This is a genomic window from Streptosporangium jomthongense (genome assembly GCF_042650425.1).
Lineage (GTDB): Bacteria > Actinomycetota > Actinomycetes > Streptosporangiales > Streptosporangiaceae > Streptosporangium.
Genome location: NZ_JBHSBC010000012.1, coordinates 120353 through 134883, shown reverse-complemented (window position 1 = coordinate 134883; position 14531 = coordinate 120353). Strand labels below are relative to the sequence as shown.

At 70.1% G+C, this 14531-nt stretch carries 11 protein-coding genes; 2 read left to right on the top strand and 9 right to left on the bottom strand.

Translation table 11 applies throughout. The features are described from left to right. Nucleotides 1–152: 152 nt before the first annotated feature. On the bottom strand, nt 153–1577 hold the full coding sequence (locus tag ACFOYY_RS12355) for a pentapeptide repeat-containing protein (RefSeq protein WP_386189845.1): 1425 nt from the start codon (nt 1575–1577) through the stop codon (nt 153–155). A 161-nt stretch (nt 1578–1738) separates the two neighbouring features. On the opposite strand from ACFOYY_RS12355, the gene ACFOYY_RS12350 reads away from it, so the two are divergent. Together ACFOYY_RS12350 and ACFOYY_RS12345 are read left to right on the top strand one after the other, a co-directional pair. After that, nucleotides 1739–4105, top strand: a complete 2367-nt coding sequence (locus ACFOYY_RS12350) for an ExeM/NucH family extracellular endonuclease (RefSeq protein ID WP_386189844.1) — start codon at nt 1739–1741, stop codon at nt 4103–4105. Between the two features lie 353 nt (nt 4106–4458). Then, the gene (locus tag ACFOYY_RS12345) at nt 4459–4830 is read left to right on the top strand and encodes a thioredoxin family protein (RefSeq protein ID WP_352009322.1); all 372 of its coding nucleotides are present in this window, start codon (nt 4459–4461) and stop codon (nt 4828–4830) included. A 75-nt stretch (nt 4831–4905) separates the two neighbouring features. Here the strand turns inward: ACFOYY_RS12345 and ACFOYY_RS12340 are convergent, their stop codons facing one another. From ACFOYY_RS12340 to ACFOYY_RS12305, 8 genes are all read right to left on the bottom strand, one after another. Next, nucleotides 4906–6237, bottom strand: coding sequence for a class II 3-deoxy-7-phosphoheptulonate synthase (locus ACFOYY_RS12340; RefSeq protein WP_352009323.1), 1332 nt, complete (start codon nt 6235–6237; stop codon nt 4906–4908). A 136-nt stretch (nt 6238–6373) separates the two neighbouring features. After that, nucleotides 6374–7576: an FAD-dependent oxidoreductase gene (locus ACFOYY_RS12335; RefSeq protein ID WP_386189843.1), complete on the bottom strand. Its 1203-nt coding sequence runs from the start codon at nt 7574–7576 to the stop codon at nt 6374–6376. 101 nt (nt 7577–7677) lie between these two features. Continuing rightward, nucleotides 7678–8559, bottom strand: coding sequence for an aldose 1-epimerase family protein (locus ACFOYY_RS12330; RefSeq protein WP_386189842.1), 882 nt, complete (start codon nt 8557–8559; stop codon nt 7678–7680). Between the two features lie 10 nt (nt 8560–8569). Next, on the bottom strand, nt 8570–9577 hold the full coding sequence (locus ACFOYY_RS12325) for a LacI family DNA-binding transcriptional regulator (RefSeq protein ID WP_352009468.1): 1008 nt from the start codon (nt 9575–9577) through the stop codon (nt 8570–8572). 32 nt (nt 9578–9609) lie between these two features. Continuing rightward, nucleotides 9610–11043: a GH1 family beta-glucosidase gene (locus ACFOYY_RS12320; RefSeq protein WP_386189841.1), complete on the bottom strand. Its 1434-nt coding sequence runs from the start codon at nt 11041–11043 to the stop codon at nt 9610–9612. Next, nucleotides 11040–11873, bottom strand: coding sequence for a carbohydrate ABC transporter permease (locus tag ACFOYY_RS12315; protein WP_362916735.1), 834 nt, complete (start codon nt 11871–11873; stop codon nt 11040–11042). The genes ACFOYY_RS12320 and ACFOYY_RS12315 overlap by 4 nt, the downstream gene beginning before the upstream one ends. Beyond that, nucleotides 11870–12838 carry a carbohydrate ABC transporter permease gene (locus tag ACFOYY_RS12310; protein ID WP_386189840.1) on the bottom strand — a complete coding sequence of 323 codons (969 nt, stop codon included), beginning with the start codon at nt 12836–12838 and terminating at the stop codon, nt 11870–11872. The genes ACFOYY_RS12315 and ACFOYY_RS12310 overlap by 4 nt, the downstream gene beginning before the upstream one ends. Nucleotides 12839–12924: 86 nt before the next feature. Further along, nucleotides 12925–14259 carry an ABC transporter substrate-binding protein gene (locus ACFOYY_RS12305; protein WP_386189839.1) on the bottom strand — a complete coding sequence of 445 codons (1335 nt, stop codon included), beginning with the start codon at nt 14257–14259 and terminating at the stop codon, nt 12925–12927. Between the last annotated feature and the right edge of the window lie 272 nt (nt 14260–14531).

Genomic DNA, 14531 nt, shown 5'->3' with positions numbered 1-14531 from the left:
CCTGTGCGGTCATCACCGTACATCGTCGGGGTGGAGGTGGGTTCGGCGCATCCGGGATAACCCGGACACAACCCGGAGTCACCGTCTCGCGCCCCCGCGGACGCCTTCTCCGAGCCCGGGAAATCGCCGATTCCGGGAAAACGGACAGGCCGTTACGGCGACAACTGGATGGAGGGATGCGGCGTCCTCGGCGCGCTCGCCCGGCGGGCCGAGTGCGAGGCCGAACCCATCAGCAGGCTGCCCACGGTGATCGCCGCCAGCAGGGCGAACCAGCCGACGACCCGTCCCATCCGCAGGCCGTACCCGCTGATGATCCAGTGCAGCGACAGCAGCCAGCGGCCGGAGGAACGGCTGGTCGCACGGCGCATCTCCATGGCGCCGAAGGCGAAGTCGGCAGCGGTCGCCTTGTCGTCGATCCCGGCGCGCAGCCGTGAGTACAGGACGGCGAGGCGGTGCGGCGCGGGCACGTCCTGCTCCTCGTCCGACCAGCCGCGCCAGGCGTGCTCGTCGGCCAGCGTCCGCCGGAGGGTCCACCAGCGCAGTGGCGGCCAGTGTGGCGTGATCCGCACGCCGCGCGGGGTCGTGGCGAACACGCAACCGGTCAGCCTGAGCCGTTCCGGGGTGCGGATGCCGGTGAAACGGCAGGTGCTGAGATCGACGGCGCTCAGCTGGAGCGCCTCCGCCTCAAGCCCGCGCACGGAGGTCACCGCGGCCGCGCCGTTCCCGCTGACCGTGGCCTGGCCGCGCAGCGTCGCCTCTTCGAGGTCGGCGACCGCGCCGTCCAGCCGCACGCTCAGACGGCCCGTCACCCGGATACGCCGCAGGTCGACCGGGCAGTCGCGGACCGCCAGGTCGAGGCCGTTGCCCGCCCACGCCCCGGCGAGGGTGAGACGGCGGCCGACCGAGACGGGGGCCAGGTAGCCACCCGCCCAGAACCGTGTCGCCTCGAACCCGGCCAGACCGCCGAACTCCGTCCTCCTGAAGGAGACCGCCCTGCCGAACCGGCAGCCGCGGAAGGTCACATCCCCCTGGAAGAGGGTGCCGTCGAAGGTGGCGAAGTCGTGGAACTCGGCCCCCTCGAAGGAGACGGTCCGGGCGAACCTCGCCGAGCCGAACAGGGCGTCCCGGCCCGCGGACACCCGGTCGAAAGCGGCGTGCCCGGCGACGTGAACGCCGTGCAGGGAGACCTCCCTGACGAACTTGACCTCCCTGAAAGAGACGTTTCCGGCGAACCTTGCGCCGACGAACGAGGCCAGGCGATGGAAGCGAGCCTGGTCGAAGGAGACGTCCCCGCTGAAGACGACGTCGCAGAACCTGACGTCCTCGGGGAAGACGGCCAGGTCGAACCTGGCCCTGCCGAGACGCCCACGGGTCGGGGCGAGGACTCGTTCCAGCAGGTCCTTGCCGATGACGGTGCCCCGCAGATCGATCGCGGAGCCGGGGGAGAGGCCGCGGAGGACCTCGTCGAGCTCGTGATGCTCCAGATGGGCCAGGCAGCGCCCGTACGGCTGCCGGGCCGATCCCGCGCACTCAGGGGAGGCGGCGCAGGTCATCCAACCCACGTCCAGAGTTCTCATAAAACAGTGATACCCCAGACGAAGCCTTACGTGAGATCTACGTCATAGCAAGCTATAACTGATGCCTTTAGTCAGCACTTAGTGTCAAGATTCGTTGATTTCACCATCTGGCCATTTCTAAGTAAGTGTCGGCAGATCAAACCGGTTCTACGCTCCGCCTCATGCGTGCCTTATCCCGAGTCATCTCCGCTCTGGCCGTCCTCGGCACCGCCGCGGCCACGGTCACCGCCCTCCCCCCGGCACCCGCACTGGCCGAACCGGGAACCGTCGTCATCAGCCAGGTCTACGGCGCGGGCGGCAACAGCGGCGCACCACTCGCCAACGACTTCGTCGAACTGTTCAACCGGAGCTCCACGCCGGTCGCACTGGACGGCTGGTCCGTCCAGTACGGCAGCGCGACCGGCACGGGGAACTTCGCCGCCAACCCCGTCGTGCCGCTGTCCGGCACGCTGGAACCCGGCCGCTACCACCTGGTCAAGCTCGCCGGGGGAGGCGCGGGCGCCCCGCTGCCCGCCCCGGACACGACCGGGACGGCCAACATGAGCGCGACCTCGGGCAAGGTCGTCCTGGCCCGCTCCGCGCAGGGACTGGCCTGCAACGGCGGCTCGACCCCCTGCTCACCCGAGCAGAGCGCCCTCATCGCCGATCTCGTCGGGTACGGCACCGCCGACTACGCCGAGGGCGCTCCGGCCCCCGCCCTGTCCACGACCACCGCGGCCCTGCGTGCCGGCCACGGCTGCGCCGACACCGACGTCAACGGCACCGACCTGGTGAGCGCGTCCCCCGCGCCGCGCAACGGGACCACGGCCGCCGCGCCGTGCGGCACCCCGGAGCCCACCCCCACCCCCACGCCGACTCCCACCCCCACGGCCAGTCCCACAGCCAGTCCCACGGTCACGCCGACCGGGGAGCCGTGCCAGACGCCCGCGACCCACCCGATCGCCCAGGTACAGGGCAGCGGGGACACCAGCCCGCTGGCGGGCCGGACCGTACGCGTCCAGGGCGTGGTGACCGGCGACTTCCAGCGGGCCGACCAGCTCGGCGGGTTCTTCCTGCAGGACCCCACCCCCGACGCCGACCCCGCCACCTCGGAAGGCCTGTTCGCCTACGCCCGTGACACGTTCAAGGACGTCAAGGCCGGCGACCGGGTGCTGGTCACCGGCAAGGTCGTGGAGTACAACGGCTGGACCGAGCTCTCACCGGTCACCGCCGTCGACGTCTGCGGCACCGGCACCGTCACTCCGGCCAGGCTGAGCCTGCCGCGCGCCGAGGGCTCGACCCTCGAACCCGTCGAGAGCATGCTCGTCACCGTCACCGGGCCGCTGACCGTCACCGACCACTACAACCTGGGCCGTTTCGGCGAACTCACCCTCTCCTCGGGAGGACGCCTGTTCCAGGCCACCGACAGGACCGGCGTGGACGAGGCCGCCGACCGGCGCCGCAGCCTGCTCCTCGACGACGGCTCGACCAGGGAGAACCCGCAGACCATCCCCTACACCGACCCGCGCGTCGTCCGCCTCGGCGACACCACGCTCGGCGCCACCGGCGTCCTGGGGTACGGCTTCGGCGTCTACCGCCTCCAGCCGACCAAACCGGTCACCTTCCTGCGGACCAACCCCCGCCTGCCCGCGCCGCCGCCGGTGTTCGGCAACGTCAGGGTGGCCAGTCTCAACACCCTCAACTGGTTCACCACCCTGGGTTCACGCGGTGCGGACACCACCGAGGAACAGCAGCGGCAGCTGACCAAACTGGTCGCCACGCTCAAGGGCCTGAACGCCGACGCGGTCGGCCTCATGGAGGTCCAGAACAACGGCCAGACCGCCGTCCAGGCACTGGTCGACGCGCTCAACGCCGAAGTGGGCGCGGGCACCTACGCCGCGCTGACCCACCCCAACCCGGGCACCGACCTGATCCACGTCGCGGTGATCTACAAGCCCGCCAGGCTCAAGCCCGTCGGCCCGGCCCGCTCCTCGGCCGACCCCGTCTTCAGGCGGCCTCCGCTGATCCAGACCTTCCGCCGGGTCCGGGGCGGCCAGCCGTTCACGATGGTCGTCAACCACTTCAAGTCGAAGGGCTGCGACGCGGCCGCCACCGGTCCCGACGCCGACCTGGGCGACGGTCAGGGCTGCTACAACGGTGAACGCGTCCGCCAGGCCAAGGCGACACTGGCCCTCGTCGAGAGCCTCAGGCTGCCCAACGCGCTGGTGCTCGGCGACCTCAACGCCTACGGCGAGGAGGACCCGATCGACACGCTGGAGGCGAGCGGGCTGACCAGCCTCAGCAAGCGGTTCGTCCCCGCGCCGCTGCGCTACAGCTACCTCTTCGAGGGCCGCAGCGGAGAACTCGACCACGCCCTGGCGGGCCGGGGCCTGCTCAGGAAGGTGACCGGCACGACCATCTGGCACGTCAACGCCGACGAGAGCCGCATCCTCGACTACAACACCGAGTACAACCCGCCTCGGCTCTACCGGCCTGACGCGTTCCGGTCCTCGGACCATGATCCTTTGGTGGTCGGGCTGATGTTGTGATTCTTTGCGCCGCCTGGCTGTGTTTCCTTGCGCCGCCTGGCGGCGTCGCGGGGCTTGGGCGCTCCGAGTCGATGTCTTCCCTCGTCGTTCGTCCGCTCCGCTCCCTCACTCCTCAGTCCAGACACCGACGCGTCCAAGCCGACACCCCTCACACACGGCACCGGAAAACCCAAGATCAAAACCCTTCACACCTGAGGCGGGGGATCCCTCGTATCCGGTACGGCGGCGTTCGGATCGGCACCCTTGAACGGGGGCGGTCCGGGCGTCGCCGGGGTGGTCGCCGGGATGGAATGTCCGGGGGAGGGAAGTGGTTATGCGAGCCATACAAGACGTGACGACAAGAGGAGCCACAGGTGGCGACCATTGAGGTAACCGAGAAGAACTTCAACGAAATCGCCGACGAGGGGATCGTCCTGCTGGACTTCTGGGCGTCCTGGTGCGCGCCGTGCCGCACGTTCGGGCCGATTTTCGAGAAGTCCTCGGAGAAGCACGGCGACATCAAGTTCGGGAAGATCGACACCGAGGCCGAGCAGGGGCTCGCGCAGGGCTTCGAGATCACCTCGATCCCCACGGTCATGGCCATCCGGGACGGCATTGTCGTCTTCGCTCAGCCCGGGGTGCTGCCCGCGCCCGCCCTTGAGGACCTCATCGGTCAGGTCCGGGCGCTCGACATGGACGCGATCCGCGCCGAGCTGGCCAACGAGCTCCGCGCGCAGAAGGACTGACCCCGAAACGACGAAGGGTCCCGCACCACAGGCGTGGGACCCTCGTGTGTCTCGCGGCGAACCGCAGCTCAGGGCTCAGGAGGAGCGGTAGAGCTCCGCGACCCGGAAGGCCATGTCGAGCGACTGGCTCCGGTTGAGGCGGGGGTCGCAGGCCGTCTCGTAGCGCAGCGCCAGGTCGCCCTCCGCGACCTCGTCGGCGCCGCCCACGCACTCGGTGACGTCGTCGCCGGTGAACTCGATGTGGATGCCGCCCGGGTGGGTGCCGAGGTCCCGGTGCACCTCGAAGAAGCCCGCGACCTCGTTCAGCACGTCGTCCAGGCTCCGGGTCTTGTGACCGCTGGGGGCCTCGAAGGTGTTGCCGTGCATCGGGTCACAGATCCAGGCGACCTGGGCGCCGTTCGCGGTGACCTTCTCCACCAGCGCGGGCAGGTGCTCGCGGATCTTGGAGGCGCCCATCCTGGTGATGAAGGTCAGGCGGCCGGGCTCGTTGTCGGGGTTCAGCTTCTCGACCAGCGCCAGGGCCTCCTCGGCCGTCGTGGTCGGGCCCAGCTTCACGCCGATCGGGTTGCGGATGCGGGAGAAGAACTCCACGTGAGCGCTGTCGAGCTGGCGGGTGCGCTCGCCGATCCAGACCATGTGCGCCGACACGTCGTACGGCTGGCCGGTCCTGGAGTCGATCCTGGTCAGCGCCCTGTCGTAGTCGAGGATGAGCGCCTCGTGCGAGGAGTAGAACTCCACGCCGTGGAACTCCGCCGGGTCGGCACCGCAGGCGTGCATGAACGCCAGCGCCTGGTCGATCTCCCCGGCCAGCCGCTCGTAGCGCTTGCCCGCGGGGGACTCGCTGACGAAATCCTGGTTCCAGGCGTGCACCTGCCGCAGGTCGGCGTAGCCGCCCTTGGTGAAGGCGCGGATCAGGTTCAGCGTCACCGCGGAGGAGTGGTAGGCGCGCAGCAGCCGTCCCGGGTCCGGCAGACGCGACTCAGGGGTGAAGTCGAGACCGTTGACCATGTCGCCCCGGTAGGCGGGCAGCTCGACGCCGCCGCGCACCTCGGTTCCCTTCGAACGGGGCTTGGCGAACTGCCCCGCTATCCGGCCGATCTTCACCACGGGGACCCTCCCCGCGTAGGTGAGCACGATCGCCATCTGCAGCAGCGTCTTCAGCTTGTTGCGGACGGTGTCGGCGGTGGCGCCGGCGAAGGTCTCGGCGCAGTCACCGCCCTGCAGCACGAAGGCCTCGCCTCGCGTCACCGCCGCGAGTTCGGCCTTGAGGTTGTCGCACTCCCCCGCGAAGACGAGCGGGGGAAGTGCGGAGAGTTCGGCGACGACCTTGTCCAGCTCGCCGCGGTCGGGCCACTCGGGCTGCTGCGCCGCGGGAAGCTCCCGCCAGGAATCGAGGTAGTTGCTCACGACATACCAGGCTATTGCAACCTCGTGGGCGAACCCACCTCAACGTCCACAGATTGAGAACCTCTTTGTCACTGTGGAAGACGTCGCGGTGCCTGTCGGTAGGGGGCCGTGGGCTCGGCGGAGATCCGTTGCGGGCTCACGAGGGGCTCTTGACGTGTTCGGGAAGGACACCGAGGCCGATGAACCGGCGGGTCAGGGCGCCGACCACCGGAAGGTGGGACAGGTCGCGTGGCAGCAGCTCCGGGGCGTCCCGCCCGTTCAGGGCCGGCCGGATCAGCCGGTCCTGCACCACCCGCTGGGCGAACTGGGTCACCACGGTCGGCACCGTACGGCGGCGCTGGATCCTGGCCAGCAGCGACTCGGGGATCTCCGAGCCGGAGGCCAGCGGCCCGGCCAGCAGGTTGGCCGTGGCGACGGCGTCCTGCACGGCCAGGTTGATGCCGACGCCGAAGACCGGCGACATGGCGTGCGCGGCGTCCCCGATGACGAGCAGGCCTGGCCGGTGCCAGCGGCGCAGCCGGTTGAGCGCGACCGAGAGCACGCTGACGTCGTCGAAGCCGGTCAGCAGCCCGGTACGGCCCGCCAGGAACGGCAGCAGGTTCGCCACCTGTTCCCGCAGCGTCTCGATCCCGGCCGCCCGCAACTCCTCGAAGCCGCCCTTGGGGATGGCGTAGGCCAGCTGCCAGTAGGTTCCCCGGTCGATCACCACCATGATCCGGCCCGAGGACAGGCGCAGGAACGTCTCGTCCGGGTCGCTCTCCTCGCGCGGCAGCCGGAACCACACCACGTCCATCGGCGCGCCGTGTTCGATCGGGACGAGCCCGGCGGCACGCCGTACGTCGGAGTGGCGTCCGTCGGCGGCCACGGTCAGTGTGGCTCGAAGCTCGTGCTCGCCGTCGGGGTCGCGGTAGCGGACCCCGCGCACCGCGTTCCCCTCCCGGATCACGCCGTGCACCTCGGCGTTCATGAGGAGACGGAAGGTGGGGTAACGCGCGGCGGCGGTGGTCACCAGGTTGAGGAAGTCCCACTGCGGGACGAAGGCGATGTAGCCATACTCGCCTCCCAGTTTGGACAGGTCGGCGACCGGAACCGTCCCCTCGTCGGTGTGCACGGCCATGCCGTACGCCTTGTGGTGCGGCAGCCGCAGGAACTCCTCGGCCAGGCCGATCTCGTGCAGGACCTGCAGAGTCGAGGGGTGGATGGTGTCGCCCCTGAAGTCACGCAGGAAGTCGGAGTGCTTCTCCAGCAGCGTCACCTGGACGCCGGCTCTGGCCAGCAACAGCGCGAGTACGGCCCCGGCGGGACCGCCCCCCGCGATCACACACGTGTTCCGAGTCATAATTCATCACCCAATGAAATTGTCGCACAACGGGGTCGCCAAGGAAACCGTCCCCCGGAGTCCGGTACGGCACGCGTCAGATCAAGGGTGGGGAAGAGGCCTCAGAGCGGGGAGATCGTCCAGGAGGTCTCGGTCGTCTCGCCCGGCTGGAGCACGATCAGGTCGGTGCCCGAGTTGAAGGCGTCCGGCGGGCAGGTCATCGGCTCGACCGCCAGCCCCCGATAGCCGGACCCGGTGCCGCCGCACACCTGCGCCCACGGCAGGACCGAGGCCCGCCAGCTCACCTCGACCCCGCCCTCCGGGCCGCGTACCCGCACCCTGGTCAGGCCGTCCGCCCCGGGCCTCAGACCGGTGAAGGTGTGGTCGACGACCGTGCCGCCGAGCCGTCTGGGCTCCCTGAAGTCGTACGGCGTGCCGGAGACGTCCTCAAGGGAGGCGGGCAGCATCCGCTCGTCGGGCAGCAGCACCCTGTCCGCGGGCACCAGCAGCTCGTACTCCCCGGCGTCCTCGCCCGCCAGCAGCCAGGGATGCGGCGCGCAGCCGTACGGCGCGGCGTGCTCACCGGTGTTCTCCGCGGTCAGCGTGGTGGTCAGGCCGCCGGAGGTCAGATGGTGGAGCACCCGCAGGGCCAGGGTGAACGGGTAACCGGGCACCGGGGTCACGGTGTGCGCCAGCCGTACGTGGGCGGGGCCGATCTCGACCGGTGACCACCTGACGTCGGCGACCAGCCCGTGCAGGGCGTTGCCCCGGGACTCCTCGTTCGCGGTGAGGCGGTGGGTCACGCCGCCGAAGGTGTAGCGCGCCCCGCCGACCCGGTTGGGCCACGGGGCCAGCAGGGTGCCGCTGTAGAAGGGGGCGGGCCCCTCCGGCGGCCAGTCCGCCACCAGGTCGCGCCCGTCGTGCCTGAGCACGCGCACGGCCGCCGCGAACTGACTGATCTCGGCGTACATGTCGCCGTCGCGAAGGATGAACTGCCTGGGCACGACTGTCCTTTCAGGCGGAGGCCCGCTCGACCAGATGCGTGTCGAGGATCACGACCGGCTGCTCCAGGTGCTCACCGTTGATGCGGGCGACCAGGAGGTGGGCCATCTGACGGCCCATCGCCTCGGTCGGCTGGTGCACGCTGGTCAGCGGGGGAGAGGAGTGGGCCCCGGCGGGGGAGTCGTCGAACCCGATCACCGCCACGTCGCCGGGGACGTCCCTGCCCTCGTGCCGCAGCACCCGCAGCGCGCCCAGCGCCATCGGGTCGGAGGCGGTGAAGACCGCGTCCAGGTCCGGGTGCTCGGCCAGGAGCCCGCACATGGCCCGCGCGCCGCTGTCCTCGCTGAAGTCGCCGTAGGCCACGATCTCCGGCACACCCGTGGCGATCAGCGCGTCGCGGTAGCCCGCGAGCCGGTCGACGCCGACCCCCATGTCCTGCGGGCCCGCGATGGTGGCGATCCGCCTGCGGCCCCTGCCCAGGAGGTACTTCACCGCCTGCCTGGCCCCGGCCCTGTTGTCCACGTCGACGTAACAGTAGGGGTCGAGCCCGACGGGCTTGCCGCCGATGACGGTCGGCACGCCCATCTCCTCCAGCCTGCCGGGCAGCGGGTCGGCCCCGTGCAGCGAGATCAGCAGCACCCCGTCGACGTGCTGGCCCGTCAGGTAGTGCTCAAGACGGTCGTGGTCCTGCCTGGACTGGGCCATCGCCAGGATCAGCTGCAGGCCTGTCTCCGAGAGCGCCGAGCCGATGCCGCGGATGGTCCCGGCGAAGTAGGGCTCGTCGAAGACCCGCAGTTCCGACTCGGAGACGACCAGCGCGACGGTGTCCGTGCGCCGGGTGACCAGGGTGCGGGCGGCCCGGTTCGGGACGTAGCCCAGCTCCCTGATCGCCTGCTGCACCGCGTCGCGAGCCCTCTCGCTCACCTTCGGCGAACCGTTGATCACCCGGGAGACCGTGCCGCGCCCGACTCCGGCCAGGGCCGCGACCGCCTCAAGGGTCGGACGACGGTCGCCGTTCATGTTTCTCGCCCCCATGAAAGATTCTCCGGACTTCATTGTGCAGGACCGGTCAGGCCTCCACGCCTGATTGTCTCGGCATACCAAAGGGCGCTCTCCTTGGGAACTCTGCGCTGCGTCGGGTAGTCGACGCGCACCAGCCCGAAGCGCTTGCCGTACCCCCAGGCCCACTCGAAGTTGTCCAGCAGCGACCAGGCGAAGTAGCCGACGAGCGGTGCCCCCTGCCCGATCGCGGCGTGGCAGGCGCGCAGATGGGCCTCGATGTAGTCCCTGCGCTCCGGGTCCCGCACGAAGCCGCCGGCGTCGGCGACGTCGTCGAAGGCCGCGCCGTTCTCGGAGACCACCAGGGGGATCCGGGGGTAGTCCCCGGCGACCCGCAGCAGGACCTCCCGCAGCCCGTCGTGGTCGATCTCCCAGCCCATGCCGGTCACCGGACGCCCGCTCCCGGCGAACGAGACGTGCTCGCTGCCCACCCAGGGAGAGCCGGTGTCCGTCGGCGCCGCCGCGGCCGAGACCGCGCCCCCCGGGGCCCCGGAGACGGTGAACCGGCTGTAGTAGTTGATCAGCAGCATGTCCATCGGGGCGGAGATGACCCCCATGTCCCCCGTCTCGGCGAGTCCCTCAGCGAGCCCCTCGGCGGCCTCCCCGAGGTCCGCCAGGACGTCCGCCGGATACTCCCCCCTGAGCAGCGCGTCCAGGAAGAGACGGTTCTGCAGGCCGTCGATGCGGCGGGCGGCGTCCAGGTCGGCCGCCGAGCGTGTCAGCGGAGAGACGGCGTAGAGGTTCACGCAGCCGCCGATCCGGCTGCCGGCCCGCTGGGCGCGCATGGCCGCCATGGCCAGCCCGTGGCCGAGCAGCAGGTGGTGGGCGGCCAGGACCGCCCGCGCGGGTTCCCGCCGCCCTGGGGCGTGCTCCCCGGAGGCGTAGCCGAGGAAGGCCGCGCACCACGGCTCGTTGACCGTGCTCCAGTTGCGCACCCGGTCGCCGAGCGCGTCGTGTACGGCCGCCGCGTAGTCGGCGAACCGCAGGGCGGTGTCCCGCGCGGGCCAGCCTCCCGCGTCCTCAAGGGCCTGGGGCAGGTCCCAGTGGTAGAGCGTCACCCACGGGTCGATCCCCTGGCCGAGCAGTTCGTCGACCAGCCTGCGGTAGAAGTCGAGCCCCCGCTGGTTGACCGCCCCCACGCCGTCCGGCTGGACGCGCGGCCAGGAGACGGAGAAGCGGTAGGCGCCCAGGCCGAGCCGGGCCATCAGCCGGACGTCGTCGCGGTAGCGGTGGTAGTGGTCGACGGCCACGTCGGCGTTCTCACCGTTCACCACCCGCCCCGGCAGGCGGGCGAAGGTGTCCCAGATGGACCTGCCGCGCCCGTCCTCGGAGACCGCGCCCTCGATCTGGTAGGCGGAGGTCGCCGCCCCCCAGGCGAAGCCCTCCGGGAACCTCAGTTGCTGATCCTGTGTCTGCTGCGTCGTCATGCCTTGACCGCACCTTCCATGAGGCCGCCGACGATCTGACGGCCGAACACGACGAAAACAATGAAAAGAGGCAGGACCGAGACCGCCGTGCCGGTGAACAACATGACGTAGTCGGTGCCGTGGGCCTGGTTGAGCGCGGCGATCGAGGTCTGCACCACGGGGTTGTCCGGGTCCAGCACGATCAACGGCCACATGAACTCGTTCCAGGTCTGCATGAAGACAAGCAGCGCCAGTACGGCCATGCCCGGCCTGAGCGCGGGCAGGATCACCCGGGCGTAGACGCCCGCCGTCGAGGCGCCGTCGACGCGGGCGGCCTCGACCAGTTCGTCCGGCACCGCCTGGGAGGCGTACTGGGTCATCATGAAGACCCCGAACCCGTTGACGAGGAAGGGCAGGATCACCGCCTTGAGCCGGCCGGTCCAGCCGAGGGTCACCATGAGCTCGTACAGCGGGACCACGCCCATCTGCTGGAGCGGGACCATCATCGTCACCAGGATCAGCCCGAGCAGCGCCCGCCCGCCCCGGAAACGCAGCTTGGCGAAGGCGAACCCGGCCAGCGTGGAGATGAACACGACCGAGACGGTCACGGTGACCGAGACGACGGCCGAGTTGACCAGGCCGGTGAGGAAGTGGGCGTCCTCGGCCGCGAGCAGGCGGGCGACGTTCTCCCCCAGGTGGCCGCCGGGCAGCAGCGGCGGGGGAACGTCGATCGCCTCCTCGTTGGTCCGGGTGGCCATGACGAACATGTAGTAGACGGGAAAGGCGGAGATCACGACGGCGAGGGCGAGCGTGGCCCTCGTCAGCGGTCCAGCGTCCCCTGGGCGGCTCATCCGGCGCCTCCGATGCGGCGGGTGAGCAGGTGGTTGACGAGCGTGCCGAGCAGGATCAGCACGAACAGCAGCCAGGCGGCGGCGGAGGCGTACCCGAGGTCGAAGTCACGGAAGGCCTCCTTGACGACGAACATCGCCACTGTCTGGTACTGGCCGGTCGCCCCGCCGCTCATCGTCGGGTTGCCGTCGAACATGACGGGCTCGGTGAACAGCGTCAGGCCGCCGATGGTCGAGACGAACACGGTGAAGACGATCGTCGGGCGCAGCATCGGGACGGTGATCCGCCAGAACTGCCGTCTGGCGCTCGCGCCGTCGAGGGAGGCCGCCTCGTACAGGTCTCCGGGGATGGTCTGCATGGCGGCCAGCAGGATGATCGCGTTGTAACCGGTCCAGCGCCAGTCGACCATCGTGGAGATCGCGATCCACGCGGACCACTTCTCGTTCTGCCAGCTGACCGCGTCGACTCCGAAGAGGCCGAGGAACCAGTTGACCATGCCGTAGTCGCGCCCGTAGAGCTGGGTGAAGACGACGGCGACCGCGACGACGGAGGTCACCAGCGGCAGCAGTACGCCCATGCGGAGGGCGAGCCTGCCCCGGATGCGCTTGTTGAGGGCGTTGGCCAGCAGCAGCGCCAGCACGAGCTGCGGGACCGTCGAGATGACGAACATCCCGAGCGTGTTGACCACCGCGTTCCAGAAGGCCTCGTCGGCGACCAGGGACAGGTAGTTGCCCGCCCCCACGAAGGCCCTGTCCCCGGCGAGCTCCCAGTCGTGCAGCGAGACCCACAGGGTGTAGCCGAGCGGGAAGACCCCGAAGAGGACGAACAACACGAAGTACGGCGAGACAAAGAGATAGGGGGTGACCAACAGGTCGAACCTGGCGAACAGCGCGCCGTCCCGTCTCCGTACGGCGGGCGGGCGCTCACCGGGCCCGGCCTGGGCCGGGGCTGCGGCGTGCGGGGTCATCGATCGGCCTTTCGGGGGGCTTTCCTGGCTGGTTTCTCTGTGGGCCCCACCGGTCCCGGGGCGACGGGACCGGTGGGGGAAGCGGATCAGCCGGCCGCCTTGACCCCGGCGTCGAGGAACCTCTGCCAGGCCTGGTCGTAGGGGACCGAGCCCTGGTCCATGCCCTCAAGGATCTTCTCGACCGCGGTCTTCACCTGGGCGTGCTTCTCACCCAGGAAGACCGGCTGCAGGTTCTCGACCGACGCGCCGAAGATCCGGCCGGTCGGCGCGTCGTTGAAGAACGGGTTCCTCAGGTCGCCGACCGCCGGGTCCCGCTGGGCGGGCAGGGAACTGGGGAAGGCGGCGGCCTCCTGGAAGGCCATGATCTGGCCGTCCTTGCCGGTGAGGTAGTTCACCACCTCGGCGGCCTCCTTCGGGTGCTTGCTCTGCCTGGGCACGGCCAGGTAGGAGCCGCCCCAGTTACCCGCGCCTCCCGGCACCGTCGCGACGTCCCACTTCCCCTTGCCCGGCTCGCCCGCGGCGCCGGAGACCACGCCGAGCATCCAGGCGGGGCAGCCCATCGTGGCGAAGCCGCCCTTCTTGATGGCGGCGTTCCAGGGCGGGGTGAAGGAGGCCAGCTTGGCGGTGAGCCCGGCCTCGCTGAAGCTCCTGACCGTGTCGAAGGCGGTCTTCACGGCGGGGTTGGTGTCGATGACGAGCTTGTTGGACGTGTCGATGTAGGTGATGTCGCCGTTCCTCTGCGCCTCCTGGGCGAGGATCACGTTGTAGAGGGTGTTCGGGCCGTCCAGGAAGCGCGGCGCGTCCTTTCCGGGATTGGCGGCCTGGAACCTCCTGCCGACGTCCATGAAGGACTTCCAGTCGGGCCAGAGCCCGCCGACCTCCTCGCGGTCCGTGGGCAGGCCCGCCTTCTCGAACAGGTCGGTGCGGTAACACATGGTCATGCCGCCGATGTCGGTGCCGAGAGCGAACAGCTTGCCCTCGGCGTTGACGCCGTTGTCCCACTTGGCAGGGGGGAAGTCGGCCTTGCGGCCTCCGAGGCCGTACTGCCCGAGGTCGGTGAAGAACTGCGGGCGGGCCTTCATCAGGCCCATCGCGCCCTCGTCCAGGGCGACCACGTCGGCCGCGCCGCTGCCCGCCTGCAACCGCTGGAGCAACTGGGGCAGGTAGACGTCCTCGAAGCGGTCGGTCAGGTTCTGGTATCTGATCTGGATGCCGGGGTGGGCGGCGTTCCAGGCCTGGGCGGCCTTGTCGTAGCCGAAGTTCTCGCCGCCGCCGAAGGTGTGCACGGTGACGACGACCGGTTCGGCCGCCGTGGACGCGGGCCCGTCCGTCCCGCCGGAACCGCACGAGGTCAAGGCCAGCGCCGCGGCCGTGACCGTCGTGACCGCGGCGAGCCTGCCGCGCCGCCTGTGGTTCAACATTCCGGACCCCTCTCAGGTCGTTCGCCCGAATCGGTGGGAGGTGTCGTCACGGGCCGGTCCCCGACAGACGCGGCTCTGCGACGAGGCGGTTCCTCAACGTGTTGGGAGCGCTCCCACGAAGCGTGGCCGACGGGTGGGCCGACGTCAATACGACGAGACGCAACCGTTACCCTCCTCCGTTTCCATTGCGACTTATGGGCTCAAGCGACCGCAAAATGGATGTGCTTCTTTTTGGGAGCGCTCCCATATTGACGGAGGGGCGGGACGCCGGG

Excerpts from the sequence above, each read along its gene's own strand:
- ACFOYY_RS12320 (WP_386189841.1), bottom strand. The coding sequence starts at position 11,043 with ATGACGACGCAGCAGACACAGGATCAGCAACTGAGGTTCCCGGAGGGC.
- ACFOYY_RS12310 (WP_386189840.1), bottom strand. The coding sequence starts at position 12,838 with ATGACCCCGCACGCCGCAGCCCCGGCCCAGGCCGGGCCCGGTGAGCGC.
- ACFOYY_RS12355 (WP_386189845.1), bottom strand. The coding sequence starts at position 1,577 with ATGAGAACTCTGGACGTGGGTTGGATGACCTGCGCCGCCTCCCCTGAG.
- ACFOYY_RS12350 (WP_386189844.1), top strand. The coding sequence starts at position 1,739 with ATGCGTGCCTTATCCCGAGTCATCTCCGCTCTGGCCGTCCTCGGCACC.
- ACFOYY_RS12305 (WP_386189839.1), bottom strand. The coding sequence starts at position 14,259 with ATGTTGAACCACAGGCGGCGCGGCAGGCTCGCCGCGGTCACGACGGTC.
- ACFOYY_RS12325 (WP_352009468.1), bottom strand. The coding sequence starts at position 9,577 with ATGAACGGCGACCGTCGTCCGACCCTTGAGGCGGTCGCGGCCCTGGCC.
- ACFOYY_RS12315 (WP_362916735.1), bottom strand. The coding sequence starts at position 11,873 with ATGAGCCGCCCAGGGGACGCTGGACCGCTGACGAGGGCCACGCTCGCC.
- ACFOYY_RS12335 (WP_386189843.1), bottom strand. The coding sequence starts at position 7,576 with ATGACTCGGAACACGTGTGTGATCGCGGGGGGCGGTCCCGCCGGGGCC.